This window comes from Mediterraneibacter sp. 210702-DFI.3.120, from assembly GCF_020561005.1.
Lineage (GTDB): Bacteria > Bacillota > Clostridia > Lachnospirales > Lachnospiraceae > Mediterraneibacter > Mediterraneibacter faecis.
The window spans coordinates 38,502-58,940 of record NZ_JAJCNG010000006.1 but is presented as its reverse complement, the minus strand read 5'-3'; the positions used below and the strand labels follow the sequence as shown (position 1 = coordinate 58,940).

Genomic DNA, 20,439 nt, shown 5'->3' with positions numbered 1-20,439 from the left:
ATATGAAAAAATCCTGTTATTATCAGCCATCTGAATGCGCTGAAATAACAGGACTTTTTTATCCTATAGCGTCTGAGCGGAGTCGAACCGCCGCACATGCCTCCGGAGGGCATCGCTCTATCCACTGAGCTACAGACGCATCTCGGTTGTTAGTAGGAAAATTTAATTTCGTACAGCTAACAACCTTTTTTATCCTAGCACAATTCTGTATAAATGTAAAGTGGCAAATAAACCTCTAACTTTCTGCGGTTAATCTTTTTTCACTGCAAGCAGAAGAATTAATATCCCTGCCCCAAGACAAAGCATTGCCCATGCACCTGCCTGTTGTGAATCTCCGGTCTTTGCAGCCTCTTCCCTTATCGTTTGTTTTGGACATACCCTGACATTCCAGTTCATTGCCCCTTTGTCCTCTTCCCATTTTGGCAGCTGGACAAGAACCGGCTGAACCTCGTATTCTGATTCATCTTCAACATAGATCAGATAAACTCCTGCCCTCAGATTCGTAAGGGTTGCTTTTCCATCACAATCCGTCCTGCACAATCCATCACTATAATGATATTTACTCAAAGTCCGCGCCAGCTCTTCCTGTTCTCTGGCATACCTTACCTCATTGAGATCCACGCCTTTATCTTCATATCTTTTCTCCATCTCGTAAGCACCATCAACAAGAGATGCCACTTTGGAATACTGGAATGTAACACCTTCTCTCTTAATTTGTTCTCTGGTATCTTCAATACAGATTTCTATATTTCCTGTTTCTGTTTCTGCAAACGCCGGGTTCTTTACTGCTACCACCAGAAAACATATCAAAAGAAGAAGAATTCCGCATTTGATTTTCCCATTTTGCCGTCTTTTGCATCTTTCTTTTTTGTCTCCTGCTTTTCTTTCTTTTACGTTTCTTTCTCCTGTAGTGCTTACATTTCCTTTTCTGGTTTCTGTTTCTTTTTCTCTTTCCCTCACAATTTCTTTTTTCTCGCTTTCTTTTTATTCTTTCAATCACAACATATACCAAAAAGAGAATTGGAATCATTGTGAAGATTATTTCTCTGACAGACGGACGTTTCTTTTTGATTTCCTCTTCTTTTTTCTCTTCATACACAACCCGCTTTCCAGTAATCACTAACCGATGGGTATTAATTCCATATGGGGTACATGTGACAAGCGAAACCAGATCTTCTCCCGGTCTGATTTCCAGACTTTCTACCTCTTCTGGTAAGATTACATTTATTTCTTCTACTTTATATGCGAGTTTTTCTCCCAGTACTTCCAGAAAGAACTCATCGCCTTCCTTTAATTCATCCAGACGAGTGAAAAGTCTCGCACTTGCAAGCCCACGGTGTCCCGTCATCACACAATGCGTATTTTCTCCCCCTATCGGAAGACTACTGTCCATCAAATGCCCTACACCTTCCTTAAGTACTGCCTCGCTGGTTCCATGATAAACCGGAAGCCTGAGATCTATTGACGGAATTTCCAGTACACACATCATTCCTGTCTGTATTTTTTCGGCATTTAACAAACCTTCATACTCTTCCACCTGGTCAGACTCGCTTTGTTCCCTGACTCCTTTCGATTCTGCCCAAAGCTTTTTATTATATTCATCAGCCTGATTCCTTAATTGTTCAATTTCATCTCCTGTTGTCTGTTCTACAACCTGTTCATATGTTGCCAACACATTTTGTGTTTTCTTCTGACTATACCAGCCAGTCAAAAGAGGTATACTACACAAAAGAACTCCTATCCATAGTAAAAGATCTGACTGTAATCTATTGTTTTTCCTTTGCATTTTTTCTGTTTCTTCTCATTGCTCCTGCAAGAACAAGAACACTTCCGGTTGTAATACAGATAACAGCTGCTGAAGAACCTGTTACCGGCAGTTTTTTTCCAACTGTATTAATTACTGTCAGATTAGCAGATCCTTCGCCTTCATTTGTTGTCAGACTGACTTCTGATTCTTTCCAGTTTCCGTTAATAAATTCTTTGATCTGCGCAGATGTCTCCAGTTTTTTCAATCCTTTGTCTGTTTTTCCGTCTCCTTTTACATATGCGTTTCTATCATTTGGAAAACTTGCTTTTATATTTACCACAATCGGCTCTGTCAGCAGACGGTATCCTGCCGGTGCCTCTGTTTCTTTCAGATAATAGGTGCCACTATCTAATCCATAGATCACAAATGTTCCATCCTGACCGGATTTCATCTCCACCGCATTTTCCGGCTGCTTTCCACCTGTATGGTCGTTTCCTCCAAGACTGTCCCGGTTAATTACAATGTACCCACCTTCTCCCTGTTTTACATATACTTCATTTTTTAATCCAGCGTCAGAATAAAGTCTGAACCTGGCATTTTCCAGACTTTGTCCATGGTTATTTGATTTCAATGCATTGATTTTATAAGTGAAACAAACAACTGTATCCCACGGTGTATATCCTGTACTTCCTCTCACCGCTGAATCCGGATCATTTGAAAATTCCAGCCGAACATCGTTTTCAAATCCTGGACGTCCTGTATTTTTCGCTGCCTTTTCATTCAATGTTGCCTGATAGGTAAGCACTATTTTCTGTCCATATTTATTTTCTCCTGCTTCATTTTTACGATTAAACTCTCTGTCTATGATTTTTTTCATATCAGAAACAATGACCTGAAACGTATCTCCTCCTCCCGGAGCTTCCTTTACTTCAAATTCACCCTCTTTCAATTCATAATAATTTCTTGCATTTGAACTTTCATAAATCCGGATGGCTACAGAATCCTTTTTGAAAGTAAGTGCTTCACTCATCACATCATGCCATGCGTAATAATAGGTGTTGTATCCGTTAACATCAGGCATATTTGACTCATACCGATACGGAACAGTCTGCCCGATTTCAAAATCAGCCAAATCATTCCATCCCTGATTTCCAACTTTGTCCTGATCATCATCTTCCCGGATCTTTTTTGTCACAACCGGATAGTCTGATTTTATGTTGAGATTCATTTCCGGATTAGCTGTACTTACCATACACAAAGAGGCTGCCGAATTCGTTCCTTTTACCTCTGTCACTTCATCAATAATATAATATCCATACGGCAATCCCTTAATTTCAAATGAATTGTCTGCTTTTGTACTTGTCACTTCAACAGATTGACCTGTTTTTCCATTTCTCTGTAGATGGGTTCTTAATTCTTCTACAAAAACACGATATTCACTGTATGCTCCTTCCTTTTCCTGAGCGGTCTGCGCACCTTCTGTCTGATGCGTATTCAAAGACTGAATATAGTCGATCACCTCATACTCTGTTACATTTCTCTCATCCTTATGAATCCGCTGTCCCACGATATAACAAACAAATTTCTTGTATTCCGGATTAAATGTGTAATTAATGGATTCCATTCCTTTCGCATTTTCTGCCTGAAACAACTGATATACCAGAAATCTTTTTCCTTTCAGGCTCTGTCCGTCATTTCCTTTGATCGTAATACTTGCCGGTCCATTATTAAGATTTAAAACCCCATTTGTAGTTGCTGATCTTTCCTGTACTTCATTTTCCGCTGCATATACAGATTTGATTCCATTCACACCTGTTGTTCCAGAAGTACAGAGTACCGCAGCTAAAGTCATCATATAACAAATTTTCATCATTCTTTTTTTCATTTTGTCATCTCCTCATTTTCACCGTTTTACTACTATCTTTTTTGCTCTTTTTTTCTGTAAATCATTGCCATGATTCCTACAGCTAAAATTCCTGTAAGTAACACAGGTTTTCCTGCCGATCCAGTATCTGGAAGCTTCTTTCCTGTCTGATTTATGATCTTCATTTTCACATTCCACTCCTTAATTGAACCTTCAATACTTATCTTGCTGTCTGCAGTATCTTTGCTTCTGTATTCTTTTCCATTCACAACCAACAGACACTTCCCTTCTTCCGGATTACTTTCCAGACAGATTTCATATACAATATCTGCATCATCTAATGTTTTCGGAATTCTGTAACCTGTCGGCGCTTTTGTTTCTTTCATATAGTATTTTTTCTTTACTTCCAGATTTTCGAACATTGCAATTCCATTCCCATCCGTCAACACCCGGTCAATTTCTTTCTGGCATGCCTGGTCTTCATATAAAGTAAACTCAGCTCCTGCAAGTGCAACACCTTTTTCATTTTCCTTTTTCAGCTCAATCTTGTAACAGGCCGGCTTATCTTCTATCGTCACTACCGCAATTCCATCCTCTGTATATTCGATAATAACCTCTCCTTCTTCTGTATTTACCTCAGATAAAAATTCTGTTTTCCCGCTCTCATCAACTTGAAAAATCAGTTCATTATTATTTGTCCGATACCCGTCCGGTGCTTTTACTTCTTTTAATTTGTGCGTTCCCTGAGATAATGGCATTACTTTCAGAGTCCCTTTTTCATCCGTTGTGAGAATCTTTTCACTTCCATCCGGTCTGATATGCTTAAATTGCGCTCCCGAAAGAGGATGTCCTGTCTCTGTTGCTTTTTTCACCAAATGGATCTGAAAAACCCTGTCCGGTATCGTAGGGTTCTGATATACATTTATTTTTTCTCCCGTACCTTCTGGTTTTATCTGGCAAACAAAGACTTCCTCATTCAGGAAATACCCTTTTGGCGGTTTTATCTCCTGAATTGTTACAGTTCCCAGCGGAAGTGCTTCTGTTCCGTCTGTCGCTTTATACAATGCATCACCTTTTACCTTATACTTCTCCTGATAACGGCAAACTGCTTTTGCATCTGTTTGAAAGACCCAGCTTCTGACTGGCTTTTTCCCTGCTTTTTCCGGATTTTTTCCCGGATCCAGAAGTTCTGCATAGAATTTCACTAAAAACTGTGCTCCTTGATACGCTGCTGTTCCCGACGGATCAACATATTCCTGTTCCATACCTGTTTTCTTTAACAAAAGTTCCACAGGATTCATCTGCGGCGGGTCTGAAAATGTCACTGTCGCTTCCTGCCCGGATTTTACTGTAACCGTTTTCACTTCATCTACAAGTGCATAACCTTTAGGAGCTTTTAGTTCCTTTACGTAATAAGTTCCTGCGTTCAGCGCAACTGATGACGAATTTCCTGCCGCATCCGTTCTAAACGTTCCTGCTCTTGATGCGCCCGAAAGAGTAGGACTGCTATAAACACCATACTCTGCTCCCTCCAAAGAATAGCAACTGTTCTTTTCTGTCACAGAAGTATTCGCTGACACCTTCTTTAATCTGCCTGTTCCGGTCGGCTGGTATGTTCCGCCCCATTTACTGAGCGGCTGGCCATTGCCTTCATAAATAACCCCATATGCATCCGGAAAATATTTATAATTCTCTTTCGCCCATGCAATCCCTTTTTGATAATACTCAGATTTGTGTGCTGAAATCCAATGACCATTCCCACAGGCTACATTATTTCCTGTTTCTATCTGAACCATATCTCCATACCAGTGATGTACTTCATTCATGATCCACCATACTGCGCATTGTTTTAAGAGATAATCGTAATTCGAACTCACACCGTTGCATTTATTCTTATCGTAGTAATAGAACATTGCCGCAATCATCTGAATGGTCTGTTTGTTATAACGTTTTGAAGCATCTACTGCTGTTTTGTTGCCCTCCTGAAACTTTAATGTTGGATTGGTGCAATACAGACTTTCTCCTGATTTCGTACCAAGTCTTCCTTCATTCCAATGTTGTAGCACAGGCCAGTTTGGGTCATTATAGTCAACTACATAGATTGCACCGATTCCCCTTTCGATCGCCTTTGTATAAACAGTTTCTCCTGCCCTTGCCGCTGCATATACGCCTATGCTTTGTATCTTCTTTTCATCTGTCTGATCAAAAGTTTCTTCCTTGTCTTCCTCCTGTTTACCCTCCGTTTCATCGCAAAATCCCACACCGATATCTTTCAGGATTTTTTTTACTTCTTCTGCCCAGCGCAGTTCTTCTTCAATATCAACCTCCGTTTTTTCTCCGGCCTCTTCAGGCTGTTTTTCAAGTTCTTCGGCCTTGACAATTCCTCCATATGTCATTGCATAGAGAATACAGATCAAAAAGACTGACATGCAGAGGATTGTTATAATCTCTCCGCGTCCTTTCATTCATTGTCCTCCCTGTCGATACACATCTCTTTCCCCAGCTGAAGTTTCCCTTCCTGTGCATAATAAAAATAAGCATGATTGCTTAAGATTTCTTCCTCAGGCACCTGCGTTTCATTGATTTCCCGCACCATTCTTTCTAATTCTGACTGACGGATCTGAGAGGATTCCGGTACGATGATCACTTCATGGACACTGCTTGGAAGAACATAGAAATTTTCCTTTAAGACTCCTGCAAGCATGTCCAGAATATAAGGGTATGCAATACAGGCCGCCCCATAATTTTTCAGTTTATTAGACAAAACATACATTTTATCTTTTTCCGGAAGTTCCAGTTCTTCATGAATATGCCAGGTTCTTCTTAACAAATTCTCCCGATCATGTTCCCCCGGAGTTGATCTGCTGAGCAGTTCATACACTGCAAAATTCATTCCGAAACATTCTGCCGGAAGCAGACGCTTTGTATTTTCTTTTGCCACATTCCAAAGCTGTTCTTTTGTCACCTTCCATTGTCTCATATGTAGATCTTTGATCAGCATCACTGCCGTCCCATCATTGTCCGCTTCTACAAGTACTGCAAACACAAGTGACAGATCCAAAAATTCTCTATGTGGAACATCCAGAAGTAATTCCTTGTTTTTCTCTGTGTTGATCAGTCGAAAGATGATTCTGTCTTTTACCCCTTCGAAAGAAAGCATTCTCTCATAATCCCATGATTTTTCCTGTCGGATTTCTTCATATAGCCCCACCAGATCTTCAATGATCCAATCCATCTGTTTCCCTTTTTCATATAGTTCAAAAAATTCTTCCAGATAGATTGTCGGCGATATATTAACACCCGGCGTCTCCAGGATTAGTCCTGTACGCTCTGTTGCATTATTTTTTTTCGTCGTATAGACGTTTACCCTGACACCTCCATTTAACTCCTGAGTCAGTTTTTCCTTTACCGCATTTACAAATTCTGTATAATTCACTCTTCTCCTTCCTGATTGCGGTTCATAAAATTAAAATGAGAAACCAGTACGAAATGTACTATTTCAATTGAGTTAGAATTTCCCGGAGAGTTCAGAATCTCTCCAAATAGAATTTCTTAAAATTTAGAACAAATATTATGTGTTCTTTATTATAGACAGGCCTTCCTTAAAAAGCAAGCCAGAATTTTGCATAAATCCGAATTGATTTTTTTAGTGAAAACAGAGAATTTCATCTGATTTTGTCAAAGAAAAAAGGAACCTGCATAATACAGATTCCTTTTTGAAATACAGCTTAAACTGTACTAAATTCGTAATTAAACTCTTGACAGATACTCGCCTGTACGTGTATCGATCTTAAGAACATCACCTGTCTCAACAAACAGCGGTACCATAACAGTAGCTCCTGTCTCAACGATTGCAGGCTTTGTAGCTCCCTGAGCTGTGTCACCCTTGAATCCCGGTTCTGTCTCTGTGATTGCCAGTTCTACGAACAGCGGCGGCTCAACTGAGAATACGTTACCCTTATGGGAACAGATCTTAACATTCTCATTCTCTTTTACAAATTTCAGAGCGTCTCCAACTACATCAGCGTTGAGAGCGATCTGATCATATGTCTCTACATCCATGAAGTTATACAGATCTCCATCCTGATACAGATACTGCATTTCCTTTCTCTCAATGTGTGCATTCTCGAACTTCTCTGTCGGACGGAATGTCTTCTCTACTACACCACCACTGATGATGTTTTTCAGTTTTGTTCTTACGAACGCTGCACCTTTACCAGGTTTAACGTGCTGGAATTCCAAAATCTGGAAAATATTTCCCTCAATCTCAATTGTTAAACCATTCTTAAAATCTCCTGCTGAAACCATGTATAATCCTCCTTAATTGCATTTCGTTCAGACAATGTAACTGTTCGTTACAGACTTTTTGCTTCTACCATTCTATACTAATTTGCGACTTTTTTCAATCTTTTTTTGCTCTTCTTATAGAAATGAAGCACAATCTTCTCTAAATACCGCTTTAAAACGATCTGAATCTCTTCTTTTGGATTGATCGGATGCACTAAAATGTTGTGTATTCCGACCCTCTTTGCGCCCCATACGTCTGTAAAAAGCTGATCGCCGACAAACAGCGTGTTCGTCTGATCTGTTCCCATGATCTCCATCGCATGAAGATAATTCTTTCTTGCAGGCTTCAGCGCATTATAAATATAATGTGTCTGGATCTCCTGATTAAACATCTCTACACGTTTTTTCTGATTGTTGGACAACAGACAGCTTTCAAAACCAATCTCTCTCAGTCTCTGAAACAGTCTCTTTGCACGTTCATCTGCCGGTGCACCGTGAGGAACTAATGTATTATCAATATCAAAGATTACCCCCCGGTATCCTTGCTCATATAGTTTTTCAAAAGGGATCTTATAAGTCGATCCCAAATATTCATCTGGAAAAAATTTTTCAAACATTATTTTCATCTAACTCCGTAAGCTTTGAAATCAATTCTTCTATGATCCCAAGAATTGATTTCATTATAACAATTCAGTGAAATGATGTCTACTGTTTTTCCAACGCATCCTGCACATTTCTCCTGAATTCTACCCATGCGTCCTCATCCTCTACAAAATATTTCGGACAGATTTTTCCGGTTACATCATAGTGACGGATCACCTGATCTGCTGTCAGATCATATTTTGCACAAAGCCATGCTGTAAGTTGTACAAGTGAGCGGTATGTTGCATCAGTAAACTTTCCATTCTCATCCGGATGACAACATTCAATCGAAATCGTATCCGCATTGCGGTCATTTGAAGCATATGACATCTCCCAGGTCGGAATACACTGAATAATCTCTCCTTCCAATCCTATCACAAAATTACTGCTTGCCGAAGTCTCATGGCTATCTTTGAGACCATTAAAATAATCTCTGTTATCCTGCGCTGTACTCCCCGGATTCGCTGTGTAATGGACAACAATCCCATTCACATGGTCAATTGTTGTCCCTGGTCTGGAATACGGATTTACATCTAATAACTGTACATCCATCTCCGGCTGCGTAGCATCCACATCAGCATATTGATTTTTCTTTTGTATACAGGATTTAAAAAGAAGAAAAAGCAGTAAAATCATTAATGGGATCATTATGATCCGCAGCATTTTCCTGCCTCGCTTTTTCTTCCTTCGTGTATTCTTCGGCAATGTTTTCCGCCCTGCCAGCTGATTTCGTCTTGACGTACTCATTCGGTATTTCTCCTGATTTTTAATTCTCTCATTTCCATCGTTTAAAACAAACATCTTCTTATTTCAGCTATTATACCATATGTTTCTTAACCATTTATGAATTTTGTCTTAACTGTTTTATATTCGTATAAAAGAGAAATTCCCGGCAGATCCAGCTCTCACTGAACCTCCGGGAATTCCTCAAGGCGTTCCTATATATTATTTTATTATATCAGGGATGTGATTTTTCATCCCGTCAGGTAATGCGGAATATCCGCAGTACTTCCAAATTATCAGTCTGCATAAAATCTGCAAACTTCCCAATTACTCGTCTACACTGTAGTTCGGAGCTTCTTTTGTAATATGAATGTCATGTGGATGACTTTCTTTCAATGATGCCGCAGAGATCTTCACAAATCTTCCGTTCTCTTTGAGTTCTTCGATTGTGTGTGTTCCGCAATATCCCATTCCTGAACGAAGTCCACCCATGAGCTGGAATACCGTATCTTCTACAGATCCCTTGTAAGCTACACGTCCTTCTACTCCTTCCGGAACAAGTTTCTTTGCATTCTCCTGGAAATAACGGTCTTTACTTCCGTTCTCCATCGCTGCGATGGATCCCATTCCACGATATACTTTATATTTTCTTCCCTGGTACAGTTCGAATGTTCCCGGGCTTTCATCACATCCTGCAAAGATGCTTCCCATCATACATACATTCGCACCTGCTGCGATTGCCTTTGTCATATCTCCTGAGTACTTGATACCACCATCTGCAATGATCGGAATACCATACTCTTTAGCAACTTCGTAACAATCCATAACAGCTGAAACCTGAGGTACACCAATACCTGCAACGATACGTGTTGTACAGATAGATCCAGGTCCGATACCAACTTTAACTGCATCTACACCAGCTTCGATCAGTGCTCTTGTAGCCTCTCCTGTAGCCACATTTCCAGCGATCACCTGAAGATCCGGGAATGCATCCTTAACCATCTTCACTGTGCGGATAACATTCGCTGAATGACCATGTGCTGAGTCCATAACAACAACATCTACATGAGATTTCACAAGTGCTTCTACACGCTCCAGACAGTTTGCTGTGATACCAACAGCTGCTCCACAGAGAAGTCTTCCCTGCTCATCCTTTGCTGACAGTGGGTACTTGATCTGTTTCTCAATATCTTTGATCGTGATAAGTCCTTTCAGATTACCCTCATCATCTACGATCGGAAGTTTCTCTTTTCTTGCTTTGGCAAGAATCCTTTTTGCTTCCTCTAATGTAATTCCTTCTTTTGCTGTAACAAGTCCTTCTGAAGTCATGGATTCTTTGATTTTCTTAGAGAAATCTGTCTCGAACTTCAGGTCACGGTTTGTGATGATTCCGACAAGTTTACGTCCCTCTGTAATCGGCACACCTGAAATACGGTATTTTGCCATCAGGTCATTTGCATCTTCAAGTGTATGCTCCGGTGAAAGAAAGAAAGGATCTGTAATAACACCATTCTCAGAACGTTTCACCTTATCAACTTCCTCTGCCTGTGCTTCAATAGACATATTCTTATGGATGATTCCGATTCCACCCTGGCGAGCCATAGCGATTGCCATTCTATGTTCTGTAACAGTATCCATTCCTGCACTCATCATCGGAATATTCAATACGATTTTCTTTGTCAGATGTGTTGACAGATCTACCTGATTCGGAATTACTTCTGAATAAGCCGGTACAAGAAGAACATCATCAAATGTAATACCTTCCCCTATAATCTTACCCATTATACTTTACCTCTCTTTCTTAAGAACCCATGAAACTGCTTTGAAATGGCAGTTAATGTATCTAAAAATCTTTTGTAATTATTAACTGATATACTACAGAAATTCCCGAAGGATGTCAAGAGTATTTTCCCTGATGTGCTCATAATTTGTATTGATTTATTTTAACCTCTATTATTAAGTTTTACTTATAAGTACTCCTTTATTTATTATCTATGCGACAAACTGAGCCTTTTTTAGAACAAACAAAAGGTTCTATCTGACATTACGAAAATGTGATAGAACCCTCTGTTCCTGCTGCTACAGATCTCTATGTAACAGCTCTTTTATTATATTCTTATAGAAATTCTGCAAATCTTCCTGATGGATAGATTACATCATTCCCATTCCACCTGCTCCGCCTGCTGGCATAGCCGGTGTATCCTCTTTAATTGTAGATACAACAGACTCTGTTGTAAGAAGTGTAGAAGCAACACTTGTTGCGTTCTGAAGAGCACTTCTTGTAACCTTCGCCGGATCAAGGATTCCCTTCTCAACCATATCTACATATGTCTCATTGTAAGCATCGAATCCTGTTCCTACTTCAGACTCTCTTACTTTGTTTACAATAACTGCTCCCTCAAGTCCTGCATTCTTCGCGATCTGAGCCAGCGGAGCTTCCAGTGCTTTCAGGATAATCTTGGCACCTGTCTTCTCATCTCCCTCAAGAGTCTCTGCGAATTCTTTTACCTTCTTAGAAACATGGATGTATGCGGATCCACCACCACCGATGATTCCTTCTTCAACTGCTGCTTTTGTAGCATTCAGAGCATCTTCCATACGAAGTTTAGCTTCTTTCATCTCTGTCTCTGTAGCTGCACCTACACGGATAACAGCAACTCCGCCTGCAAGTTTTGCAAGTCTCTCCTGAAGTTTCTCTCTGTCGAAATCAGATGTTGTCTCTTCGATTGCTTTCTTGATCTGTCCAACACGATCTGCGATTGCGTTCTTGTCTCCACATCCGTCAACGATAACTGTATTCTCTTTCTGAACCTTAACAGATTTTGCACGTCCAAGCTGATCCATTGTAGTTTCTTTAAGGTCGAATCCGAGTTCTTCAGAAATCACCTGTCCACCTGTCAGAATTGCGATATCCTGAAGCATCTCTTTTCTTCTGTCACCATATCCAGGTGCTTTTACTGCTACAACGTTGAATGTTCCACGCAGTTTATTCACGATCAGAGTTGTGAGTGCCTCACCCTCGATATCTTCAGCGATAATAAGAAGTCTTGCTCCAGACTGAACGATCTGCTCAAGAACCGGAAGAATCTCCTGGATATTGGAAATCTTCTTATCTGTGATCAGAATATATGGATCATCCAGAACTGCTTCCATCTTCTCCATATCTGTTGCCATATATGCGGAAATGTATCCACGGTCAAACTGCATACCTTCTACAAGGTCAAGCTCTGTCTGCATTGTCTTAGACTCTTCGATTGTGATAACTCCGTCGTTGGATACTTTTTCCATTGCATCTGCAACCATCTGTCCAACTTCATCATCTCCTGAAGAAACTGCAGCAACTCTTGCGATCTGCTCTTTTCCGTTGACTTTGCTGCTCATCTCACGGATTGCTTCTACTGCTTTATCTGTAGCTTTCTTCATTCCTTTTCTCAGAACGATCGGGTTTGCTCCTGCCTCAAGGTTCTTCATTCCTTCGTGAACCATTGCCTGTGCAAGAACTGTAGCTGTTGTTGTACCATCTCCGGCAACATCATTTGTCTTAGCTGCAACTTCTCTGATCAGCTGTGCACCCATGTTCTCAAATCCATCTTCCAGTTCAATCTCTTTCGCGATTGTTACACCATCATTTGTAATAAGCGGAGCACCGAATGATTTATCAAGTACTACGTTTCTTCCTTTTGGTCCTAATGTTACTTTAACTGTATCAGCTAACTGATTCACACCTCTTTCAAGTGCTGCTCTTGCTTCTGATCCGTATTTGATTTCCTTTGCCATTTTAACTGCATCTCCTTTATATTTGTCTGGGTATTACTCTACAATTGCAAGAATATCATTCTGCTTTACAATGATGTATTTCTCTCCTTCAAGCTCTACATCTGTTCCGGCATATTTGGAATAAATTACTTTATCTCCAACCTTAACCTGCATTACAACTTCTTTTCCATCCACAACTCCGCCAGGTCCGACTGCGATTACTTCTGCTTCCTGTGGTTTCTCTTTTGCCTGTCCCGGTAATACGATTCCGGACTTTGTTGTCTCTTCTGCTTCTAACTGTTTTAAAACGATCTTGTCACCTAATGGTACTAATTTCATTGTAATTCCTCCTTACTTTATTAGCACTCATTTCTCTTGAGTGCTAACCCATGAATATAAAATAGCACTCCCCATTTCATTTGTCAACACAGTTTACATATTTTTTATAAAAGAAAAGCCATGGGGCTTTCTCTGCCTCACAGCTTTTCTTTCGTCTCTAAAACTTCTCTATGATCTTCTTTCGTTCATCTCATAGAATCCGTTCTCAATTTTAAACTTCAGTAGATTCCTGTCTTCCGACTGGTATCTCTCTTTCACAACACCGGAGCAACACAACAGCTCTGTCCCCGTTGAAATATAACATCTGTATTTTGCATCCAGCAGAATCGTTGTCAGAGGATCTTCCATCACTTCAAGATAAATGTAATCTTCTTCTGTATCATAATGATCCACCTTACAGACTCTTGTTGTATCATCAAAAATAGCATCTGCTGAAATCACTTTTTCCATCTGCAGATCAACCGGATTTCCCTCGTACATCTTGTCTTCTCCTTCTGCTTACATCCGCTCTTTCTCAATCCTCTCGAGCTCTGTAAATACATAATCATTCAGAACTTTAATATAAGTTCCTTTCATTCCTGAAGAACGTGATTCAATTACTCCTGCACTTTCAAACTTGCGAAGTGCATTCACGATAACCGATCTTGTAATTCCCACACGATCCGCTACCTTGCTGGCAACCAGGATTCCCTCTGTACCATCAAGTTCTTTAAAGATATGAATGATTGCTTCCAGCTCTGAGAAAGAAAGTGTGCTGATTGCTGCCTGAACGACATGTTCTTTTCTTGTCTCTTCCGCACTTTCTTCATTCACTGAACGAAGCATCTCAAGTCCTACTACAGCAGTACCATATTCACTGAGAATAATATCATCAATAGAATACGTTGCATCCTGTTTGTAGATAAACAATGTTCCGAGACGCTCCCCGGCAATATCGATCGGTGTGATGATTGCCTGACATCCTTCCACAGCATCTGAAGAAAAACCAAGTGTCTCCAGATTAACATTCTCTTTTGTAGACAGAACACTCAGCAATCTTTCATTAAGCATATTATCAATATGAGATCCTACAGATTCTGTGATCAGTTCACTGATTTCTCTCACCTTATTGCTTTTGCTGACTCCAAGAATCTTTCCCTTCTTGCTGACTACCAGCACATTTGAGTCCAAAATCTCTGTCAGTACCGCACAGATATCATTAAACACAACTTTGCTGGAGTTATTATTATGCAGCAACTTATTAATCTTTCTGGTCTTATCCAATAATTGTACGCTCATTGTCTCCTCCACATGATTTGCTCTTATTCACTACTTCTAGCAAACAGTAACTATTATTTCCCAAGTTGTATACACAAATCAAATTTCAAATTCCTTACTAGCTTATATTATCATACAATTCAGAAAATAGCAACGTTGTGTTTTTCTGTTTTTTGAAATATTTAATCTTCTTTCTTAATTGTTTCCACATATCCGCACTTTTCATCAGCACAAACTAATTTATTGCCTTTTTCTACCATGTATCCACCACATTCAGGACATTTCTTACTGGATGGCTTCTGCCAGGACATAAATTCGCATTCCGGATTATCCTCACATCCATAATACTTTCTTCCCTTTTTCGTTTTGCGGATAACAACTTCTTTTCCACACACAGGACACGGAACTCCGATCTTTTCCAGATATGGTTTTGTATTTCTGCATTCCGGGAATCCCGGGCATGCAAGGAATTTACCATGCGGACCGTATTTGATCACCATGTTACGACCGCACTCTTCACAGATCACATCTGTTACTTCATCTTCAATCTTAACTTCCTCAAGCTCTTTCTCTGCAATTTCAACAGCTTCCTCAAGATCCGGATAGAAATTACGGATTACTTCCTTCCACGGAACCTTTCCTTCTTCAACCATATCAAGAAGACCTTCCATATTCGCTGTAAAATGAACATCTACAATACTTGGGAATGACTGTTTCATAATATTATTAACAACTTCACCAATCTCTGTCAGATAAAGATTCTTGCCTTCTTTTGTAATATATCTTCTTCCAAGGATCAGAGAAATGGTTGGGGCATAGGTACTTGGACGTCCGATCCCAAGCTCTTCCATTGTCTTTACAAGACTCGCCTCTGTATAATGTGCCGGCGGCTGCGTAAAATGTTGCTTTGGATCAAATTCTTCTTTTGTAAGAACAGAATCCATGCTAAGATGTCCGACCAGTACATTGCTCTCTTCCTTCTCTTCCTCTGCCTCTACATACACAGAGCGAAATCCATCAAATGCAACCCTTGCTGTTGATACAGTAAAGCAGTACTCACCGGCTCCGATCTTGACTGCTGTTGTCTCATACTTCGCCGGCTGCATGCGGCTTGCTGTGAAGCGTTTCCAGATCAGCTGATACAGACGGAACTGATCTCTGCTTAATGAATCCTTGATTGCTGCCGGTGTGCGTGTAATATCTGTCGGGCGGATCGCCTCATGCGCATCCTGAATCTTCTTATCTGCAGACTTTGTTTTTGTTCCTTCTGCTACATATGCTTCCCCGTAAGTCTCAGCAATATAGCTTCTTGCTGCTGCATCAGCTTCCTCTGAAATACGTGTAGAATCCGTACGAAGATAAGTAATCACACCGACTGTTCCATTCCCTTTAATGTCCACACCTTCATACAGCTGCTGTGCAATACGCATTGTCTTCTGTGTACCAAAGTTCAATGCCTTGGCAGCTTCCTGCTGCAGCGTACTTGTCGTAAATGGGAGTGGTGCTTTACGCGTCCTCTCACTGTTCTTGATATCTGTAATCTGGAACTCTTCGTTCTCTAATTTCTTTAAGATCTCGTCCATCTCTTCTTTTGAATGGATCGTCATCTTTTTCTTCTCTGTTCCGTAGAACTTCGCTGTCAGAGGACGTTTCTCACCTTTTACTTTCAGTTGTGCATCCAATGACCAGTACTCTTCCGGAATAAATGCATCAATCTCTGCTTCCCTGTCTGCAACAATACGAAGTGCGACTGACTGTACACGTCCGGCACTCAACCCACGCTTTACCTTTGCCCAAAGCAATGGACTGATCTTATATCCAACCATACGGTCAAGCTCTCTTCTTGCCTGCTGTGCATCTACAAGATCCATGTCAATATCGCGTGGTGCTTTCAAAGATGCTTTCACAGCATTCTTTGTAATCTCATTAAATGTAATACGGCGCATTTTCTTCTCGTCCAGCTTCAAGGCAGCAGCAAGATGCCAGGAAATAGCCTCTCCTTCACGGTCAGGGTCGGTTGCAAGATAAACTTTGTCTGATTTCTTCGCCTCTTTTCTGAGCGTTGCAAGAATCTCTCCTTTTCCACGAATGGTAATATATTTTGGTTCGTAATCATTCTCCACGTCAATTCCAAGCTGACTTTTCGGCAGATCCCTGACGTGTCCCTGTGACGCTACAACTGTATAATTGCTTCCTAGAAACTTTTTAATCGTCTTCACCTTTGCAGGAGACTCCACGATTACAAGATAATGTGCCATAAAAACTATACTCCTATTTTATTCTGATATAATAATTCTTTGTTATTTCACGAATGTATCCCTGCAGTTCCAGTGTAACAAGAATGCTCATCAATTTTCTGATCTCCACCCGAGATTCCTGCGCAATCTGATCCACATTCTTAGGATACAAACCGACACAACTATACACCAAATCATCTGTACTTTCAAGCACTTTTTTATTTTTCTCGTTTTTTATCTCCGTGTTTCTGCACAAAACATTTGTTTCAATCCCCCATTCTTCCAGCAGATTTTTAGGATTCAGAAGGATTCCGGCACCCTGTTGGATCAGGTGATTACACCCGGCACTCAAAGGACTGTCCAGCGGTCCCGGAAGGGCATAAACATCCTTTCCCTGCTCCAGTGCCATATCTGCTGTAATCAAAGAGCCACTTCTTATCCGGGCCTCCATTACCAGAACCGCATCTGACAGGCCGCTGATGATCCGGTTCCTCATTGGAAAATTCATTGCAAGCGGAGGGGTTCCCGGTGGAAATTCCGAAAGGATTCCACCTCCGTGTTCTATGATATCCATATATAAACCGATATGATCCCTTGGATAACAGACATCTACTCCACTCCCTAAAACAGCATACGATTTTCCCCCTGCATTCAATGCTGCCCTTTGTCCTGTTCCATCGATTCCTTTCGCCATGCCACTGATGATATCAACACCTGCTGCCGCCAGTACTTCCGCAAATTCTCTTGTATAATGTTCTCCATATCCACTACAACCCCTTGCTCCGACAATTGCTGCCCTCTTCTTGGCTCCCGGACACGTTCCTTTCACAAAAAGAGCAAACGGTGGATCTGGTATCTCAGCCAGCCCCGGAGGATATTCTTTTGAAAAAAATGGAATAAATTCGATTCCATGTTCCTGCATTTTGTAAAACTCTTCTTTTAATTGTTCTTTCGTTTTCTCTTTCCGGGCTTTTTTTAATCCCTCTTTTTCTTCCTCTGTAAGGAATTCAATTCCTGTAATTTCAGTTTCTTCTATATAATATATCTTCTTTCCACTTCCTATGAGTTCTCGGAGCAGATACTTTTTTCTTGCAGATAGTTTTCGAATCGTAGAAAACCAGTATTCAAAAATCATCTCTTCACACATCATACATACCTCCCCCAATATTTCCTGTCCAATGTCCGATAACCGATCGCCTCCTGTAAATGTTCCAGTTTTATCTCCTCACTGTAATCTAAATCTGCAATCGTTCTCGCAACCTTTAAGATTCGGTGATAAGACCTCGCCGTCAGATTCAGTACATCATAAGCCTGCCCCATCAGTCGCATTTCTTCTCCGTTTAATCTGCAATACTTACTCAATTCTGCACCATGAAGCATTGCGTTACACCGAATCTTCGCGTTTTGGTAGCGAATCTTCTGTCTCTTTCTTGCTTCACATACCCGCGCTTTAATCACCGCCGAAGACTCCGGACAGGAAACAGACTCTTTCACCAGATCCCGATATTCCACTTTAGAAGCTTCAACACTAAGGTCAATCCGATCGAGAAACGGTTGACTGATCTTACTTAAATATGCCTGAATCTGTGCCGGCGTACATGTACAGGCTGTCGATGGAAATTTTCCACATGGACACGTATTCATGGCAGATACAAGCATAAAATCAGCCGGAAAGATATAATTTCCGCTGGTTCTTGTGATCTGTATGCTGCGTTGTTCCAGTGGCTGCCTGAGCACTTCAAGAACACTTCTCTTAAATTCAGGAAGTTCATCCAAAAATAGAATACCACTATGCGCCAGGCTGATCTCTCCTGGTCTTGGAACAATCCCACCACCAATCAGCGCTGCTCTCGTTGCAGTATGATGTACCTCTCGAAAAGGTCTTCTGGAAATCAGTGGTTCCTTTCCATCCAGCATTCCCATAACACTATAAAGCTTTGTAAGCTCCATACTTTCTTCATAATTCATCGGCGGCAGAATTCCTGCCATACATTTTGCGGTCATTGTCTTCCCGCTTCCGGGTGGTCCGACCATAAGCAGATTATGCCCTCCCGCCACAGCAATTTCCGCTGCCCGACGAACATTCTCCTGACCATATAAGTCTGCGAAATCAGGTACTTCTTCTCCCACTTTTCCTCTGTCTTCTATTTTATCAGCCTCTTTTTCACCAAGATATCTCTGTTCTCCACCTGTTCTGTCTCCATCTTCCAAATAACTGATACATTCCCTGAGACTTCCAACTGCAATGATCCGAACCCCTTCTACAAGTTCTGCCTCCTTTTTATTTTCTCTCGGAACAATACAGCTTGTAACTTTTTGTGCCTTTGCCTCTGATACCATAGAAAGAATCCCGGGAACTTTTCTAACTTGTCCATCCAATCCCAGTTCTCCGATGATCATACAGTCTTTCATTCTTCTATTCTGTTGTAAAACGCCAAGTGACGTCAGAATCGACACTGCGATTGGAAGATCAAATGACGCTCCTCTTTTCCTCATAGTTGCCGGCGAAAGATTGATCACCACACGTTTCGCCGGAAATTCAAGACCTGAATTCCGGACTGCAGACCGTACGCGTTCTGCTGCTTCTTTCACCTCTGATGACAGATATCCCACCATGTGAAAAATCGGAAGTCCATTGCTGACATCCGCCTCCACATAGACCATTTCTACCGCAAGCCCTTCCATTGCTGCGGATTTTACTGTACTAAAACTCATATGCGCTCCTTCCTTTTCCCAGTCACAAGCGCACCTGTTCTTCTTACACCCCATTGTAAGCTGCTGAAATTCTGGCTGAATCAGCCGGATTTGATTTTCGGAACTGACATTCCGAGAATGTATAGATATCATAACTTCCGAATATCGATTTGTCAATCAGTTTCCGAGAACTTGAGCATATGGAAAAGCACAATTTCCACATTTTTTCATAAACTATATTAAATGCATCCAGAGGTGCTGTCTTGAAAGCATTTCCTAATCCCCTCACACCGGCGGAAGAGAAAAAATACATTCAGAGATACACCGAGGGCGATCTGGAAGCCAAGCATATTTTAATTGAACGCAATCTCCGTCTCGTTGCCCATGTTATACGGAAATACCAAAATACCAGTGAAGATCCGGAAGATCTGATTTCCATCGGCACGATTGGCCTGATCAAAGCTGTAATTACGTTCGATCCTGAAAAGGGAAATCGTCTGGCTGCCTATGCCTCCCGCTGTGTAGAAAATGAAGTCCTGATGTATCTGCGCGCCAGAAAAAAATGCAGCCATGAAATCTCTCTTTATGAACCGATTGGCACAGATCGGGAAGGAAATGAAGTCAACCTCTACGATATCATCGAATCTACAGAAACAGATATTCCAGAGCGGATTCATCTGAAGGACAATATTCAAAAGCTTTATGAAAAACTGGAAAATGAACTTTCTCCAAGAGAAAAACTTGTACTGAAAATGCGATACGGACTGTATCAGGGAGAAGAATACACGCAGCGGGAGATTGCCGCACAACTGGGCATCTCCCGCTCCTATGTATCCCGTATCGAAAAAAGTGCTATCGGAAAACTCCGACAATATTTTTGAACTTTCTAAGAC

General features: G+C 41.0%; 17 protein-coding genes and 1 tRNA gene. 1 reads left to right on the top strand and 17 read right to left on the bottom strand.

Features of this window, described 5'->3' with window-relative positions; translation table 11 throughout:
- Positions 1-67: 67 nt before the first annotated feature.
- The 17 genes from LI162_RS04895 to LI162_RS04815 all read right to left on the bottom strand — a co-directional run bounded on the left by LI162_RS04895 (position 68) and on the right by LI162_RS04815 (position 19,567).
- Positions 68-139: transfer RNA gene (locus tag LI162_RS04895), tRNA-Arg, on the bottom strand.
- A gap of 110 nt (positions 140-249) precedes the next feature.
- On the bottom strand, positions 250-795 hold the full coding sequence (locus LI162_RS04890) for a hypothetical protein (RefSeq protein WP_227155886.1): 546 nt from the start codon (positions 793-795) through the stop codon (positions 250-252).
- Complete coding sequence (locus LI162_RS04885) at positions 731-1,786, bottom strand: class C sortase (protein WP_227155884.1); 1,056 nt, start codon at positions 1,784-1,786, stop codon at positions 731-733. Before LI162_RS04885 ends, LI162_RS04890 begins: the two co-directional genes overlap by 65 nt.
- Positions 1,767-3,632 carry an isopeptide-forming domain-containing fimbrial protein gene (locus LI162_RS04880; protein ID WP_226900899.1) on the bottom strand — a complete coding sequence of 622 codons (1,866 nt, stop codon included), beginning with the start codon at positions 3,630-3,632 and terminating at the stop codon, positions 1,767-1,769. Before LI162_RS04880 ends, LI162_RS04885 begins: the two co-directional genes overlap by 20 nt.
- 32 nt (positions 3,633-3,664) lie before the next feature.
- Complete coding sequence (locus tag LI162_RS04875; RefSeq protein ID WP_227155882.1) at positions 3,665-6,076, bottom strand: SpaA isopeptide-forming pilin-related protein; 2,412 nt, start codon at positions 6,074-6,076, stop codon at positions 3,665-3,667.
- Complete coding sequence (locus tag LI162_RS04870; protein ID WP_227155880.1) at positions 6,073-7,047, bottom strand: DUF5688 family protein; 975 nt, start codon at positions 7,045-7,047, stop codon at positions 6,073-6,075. The genes LI162_RS04875 and LI162_RS04870 overlap by 4 nt, the downstream gene beginning before the upstream one ends.
- A gap of 314 nt (positions 7,048-7,361) precedes the next feature.
- Positions 7,362-7,919: an elongation factor P gene (gene efp / locus LI162_RS04865; RefSeq protein WP_015528761.1), complete on the bottom strand. Its 558-nt coding sequence runs from the start codon at positions 7,917-7,919 to the stop codon at positions 7,362-7,364.
- A 77-nt stretch (positions 7,920-7,996) separates the two neighbouring features.
- A complete protein-coding gene (locus LI162_RS04860; protein WP_055144888.1) occupies positions 7,997-8,515 on the bottom strand; it encodes a YqeG family HAD IIIA-type phosphatase in 519 nt (172 codons plus the stop codon).
- An 88-nt stretch (positions 8,516-8,603) separates the two neighbouring features.
- On the bottom strand, positions 8,604-9,287 hold the full coding sequence (locus tag LI162_RS04855; RefSeq protein WP_227155878.1) for a peptidoglycan recognition protein family protein: 684 nt from the start codon (positions 9,285-9,287) through the stop codon (positions 8,604-8,606).
- Between the two features lie 303 nt (positions 9,288-9,590).
- Positions 9,591-11,045 carry an IMP dehydrogenase gene (gene guaB / locus LI162_RS04850; RefSeq protein WP_155204755.1) on the bottom strand — a complete coding sequence of 485 codons (1,455 nt, stop codon included), beginning with the start codon at positions 11,043-11,045 and terminating at the stop codon, positions 9,591-9,593.
- A 369-nt stretch (positions 11,046-11,414) separates the two neighbouring features.
- Entirely contained in the window at positions 11,415-13,040 is a 1,626-nt protein-coding gene (groL, locus tag LI162_RS04845) for a chaperonin GroEL (protein WP_015528757.1), read from the bottom strand.
- A 33-nt stretch (positions 13,041-13,073) separates the two neighbouring features.
- Positions 13,074-13,358 (bottom strand): co-chaperone GroES, encoded by a 285-nt coding sequence (locus LI162_RS04840; protein WP_015528756.1) that lies wholly within the window; start codon positions 13,356-13,358, stop codon positions 13,074-13,076.
- Positions 13,359-13,526: 168 nt separating this feature from the next.
- Positions 13,527-13,838, bottom strand: a complete 312-nt coding sequence (locus LI162_RS04835; RefSeq protein ID WP_015528755.1) for a hypothetical protein — start codon at positions 13,836-13,838, stop codon at positions 13,527-13,529.
- A gap of 18 nt (positions 13,839-13,856) precedes the next feature.
- Positions 13,857-14,636 (bottom strand): GTP-sensing pleiotropic transcriptional regulator CodY, encoded by a 780-nt coding sequence (gene codY / locus LI162_RS04830; protein WP_015528754.1) that lies wholly within the window; start codon positions 14,634-14,636, stop codon positions 13,857-13,859.
- A gap of 161 nt (positions 14,637-14,797) precedes the next feature.
- Positions 14,798-16,873, bottom strand: a complete 2,076-nt coding sequence (gene topA / locus LI162_RS04825; RefSeq protein WP_196021706.1) for a type I DNA topoisomerase — start codon at positions 16,871-16,873, stop codon at positions 14,798-14,800.
- A gap of 13 nt (positions 16,874-16,886) precedes the next feature.
- Complete coding sequence (gene dprA / locus LI162_RS04820) at positions 16,887-17,999, bottom strand: DNA-processing protein DprA (RefSeq protein ID WP_227155903.1); 1,113 nt, start codon at positions 17,997-17,999, stop codon at positions 16,887-16,889.
- Entirely contained in the window at positions 17,999-19,567 is a 1,569-nt protein-coding gene (locus tag LI162_RS04815; protein ID WP_227155876.1) for a YifB family Mg chelatase-like AAA ATPase, read from the bottom strand. The genes dprA and LI162_RS04815 overlap by 1 nt, the downstream gene beginning before the upstream one ends.
- 242 nt (positions 19,568-19,809) lie before the next feature.
- On the opposite strand from LI162_RS04815, the gene sigK reads away from it, so the two are divergent.
- Positions 19,810-20,427 carry an RNA polymerase sporulation sigma factor SigK gene (sigK, locus tag LI162_RS04810; protein ID WP_054752519.1) on the top strand — a complete coding sequence of 206 codons (618 nt, stop codon included), beginning with the start codon at positions 19,810-19,812 and terminating at the stop codon, positions 20,425-20,427.
- Positions 20,428-20,439 lie beyond the last annotated feature (12 nt).

Bases quoted from the DNA above. Each gene is read 5' to 3' on its own strand.
- topA (WP_196021706.1), bottom strand. From the start codon at position 16,873: ATGGCACATTATCTTGTAATCGTGGAGTCTCCTGCAAAGGTGAAGACG.
- codY (WP_015528754.1), bottom strand. From the start codon at position 14,636: ATGAGCGTACAATTATTGGATAAGACCAGAAAGATTAATAAGTTGCTG.
- LI162_RS04840 (WP_015528756.1), bottom strand. From the start codon at position 13,358: ATGAAATTAGTACCATTAGGTGACAAGATCGTTTTAAAACAGTTAGAA.
- LI162_RS04875 (WP_227155882.1), bottom strand. From the start codon at position 6,076: ATGAAAGGACGCGGAGAGATTATAACAATCCTCTGCATGTCAGTCTTT.
- LI162_RS04835 (WP_015528755.1), bottom strand. From the start codon at position 13,838: ATGTACGAGGGAAATCCGGTTGATCTGCAGATGGAAAAAGTGATTTCA.
- LI162_RS04880 (WP_226900899.1), bottom strand. From the start codon at position 3,632: ATGAAAAAAAGAATGATGAAAATTTGTTATATGATGACTTTAGCTGCG.
- groL (WP_015528757.1), bottom strand. From the start codon at position 13,040: ATGGCAAAGGAAATCAAATACGGATCAGAAGCAAGAGCAGCACTTGAA.
- LI162_RS04815 (WP_227155876.1), bottom strand. From the start codon at position 19,567: ATGAGTTTTAGTACAGTAAAATCCGCAGCAATGGAAGGGCTTGCGGTA.
- efp (WP_015528761.1), bottom strand. From the start codon at position 7,919: ATGGTTTCAGCAGGAGATTTTAAGAATGGTTTAACAATTGAGATTGAG.
- LI162_RS04885 (WP_227155884.1), bottom strand. From the start codon at position 1,786: ATGCAAAGGAAAAACAATAGATTACAGTCAGATCTTTTACTATGGATA.
- dprA (WP_227155903.1), bottom strand. From the start codon at position 17,999: ATGTGTGAAGAGATGATTTTTGAATACTGGTTTTCTACGATTCGAAAA.
- LI162_RS04860 (WP_055144888.1), bottom strand. From the start codon at position 8,515: ATGTTTGAAAAATTTTTTCCAGATGAATATTTGGGATCGACTTATAAG.
- LI162_RS04855 (WP_227155878.1), bottom strand. From the start codon at position 9,287: ATGAGTACGTCAAGACGAAATCAGCTGGCAGGGCGGAAAACATTGCCG.
- guaB (WP_155204755.1), bottom strand. From the start codon at position 11,045: ATGGGTAAGATTATAGGGGAAGGTATTACATTTGATGATGTTCTTCTT.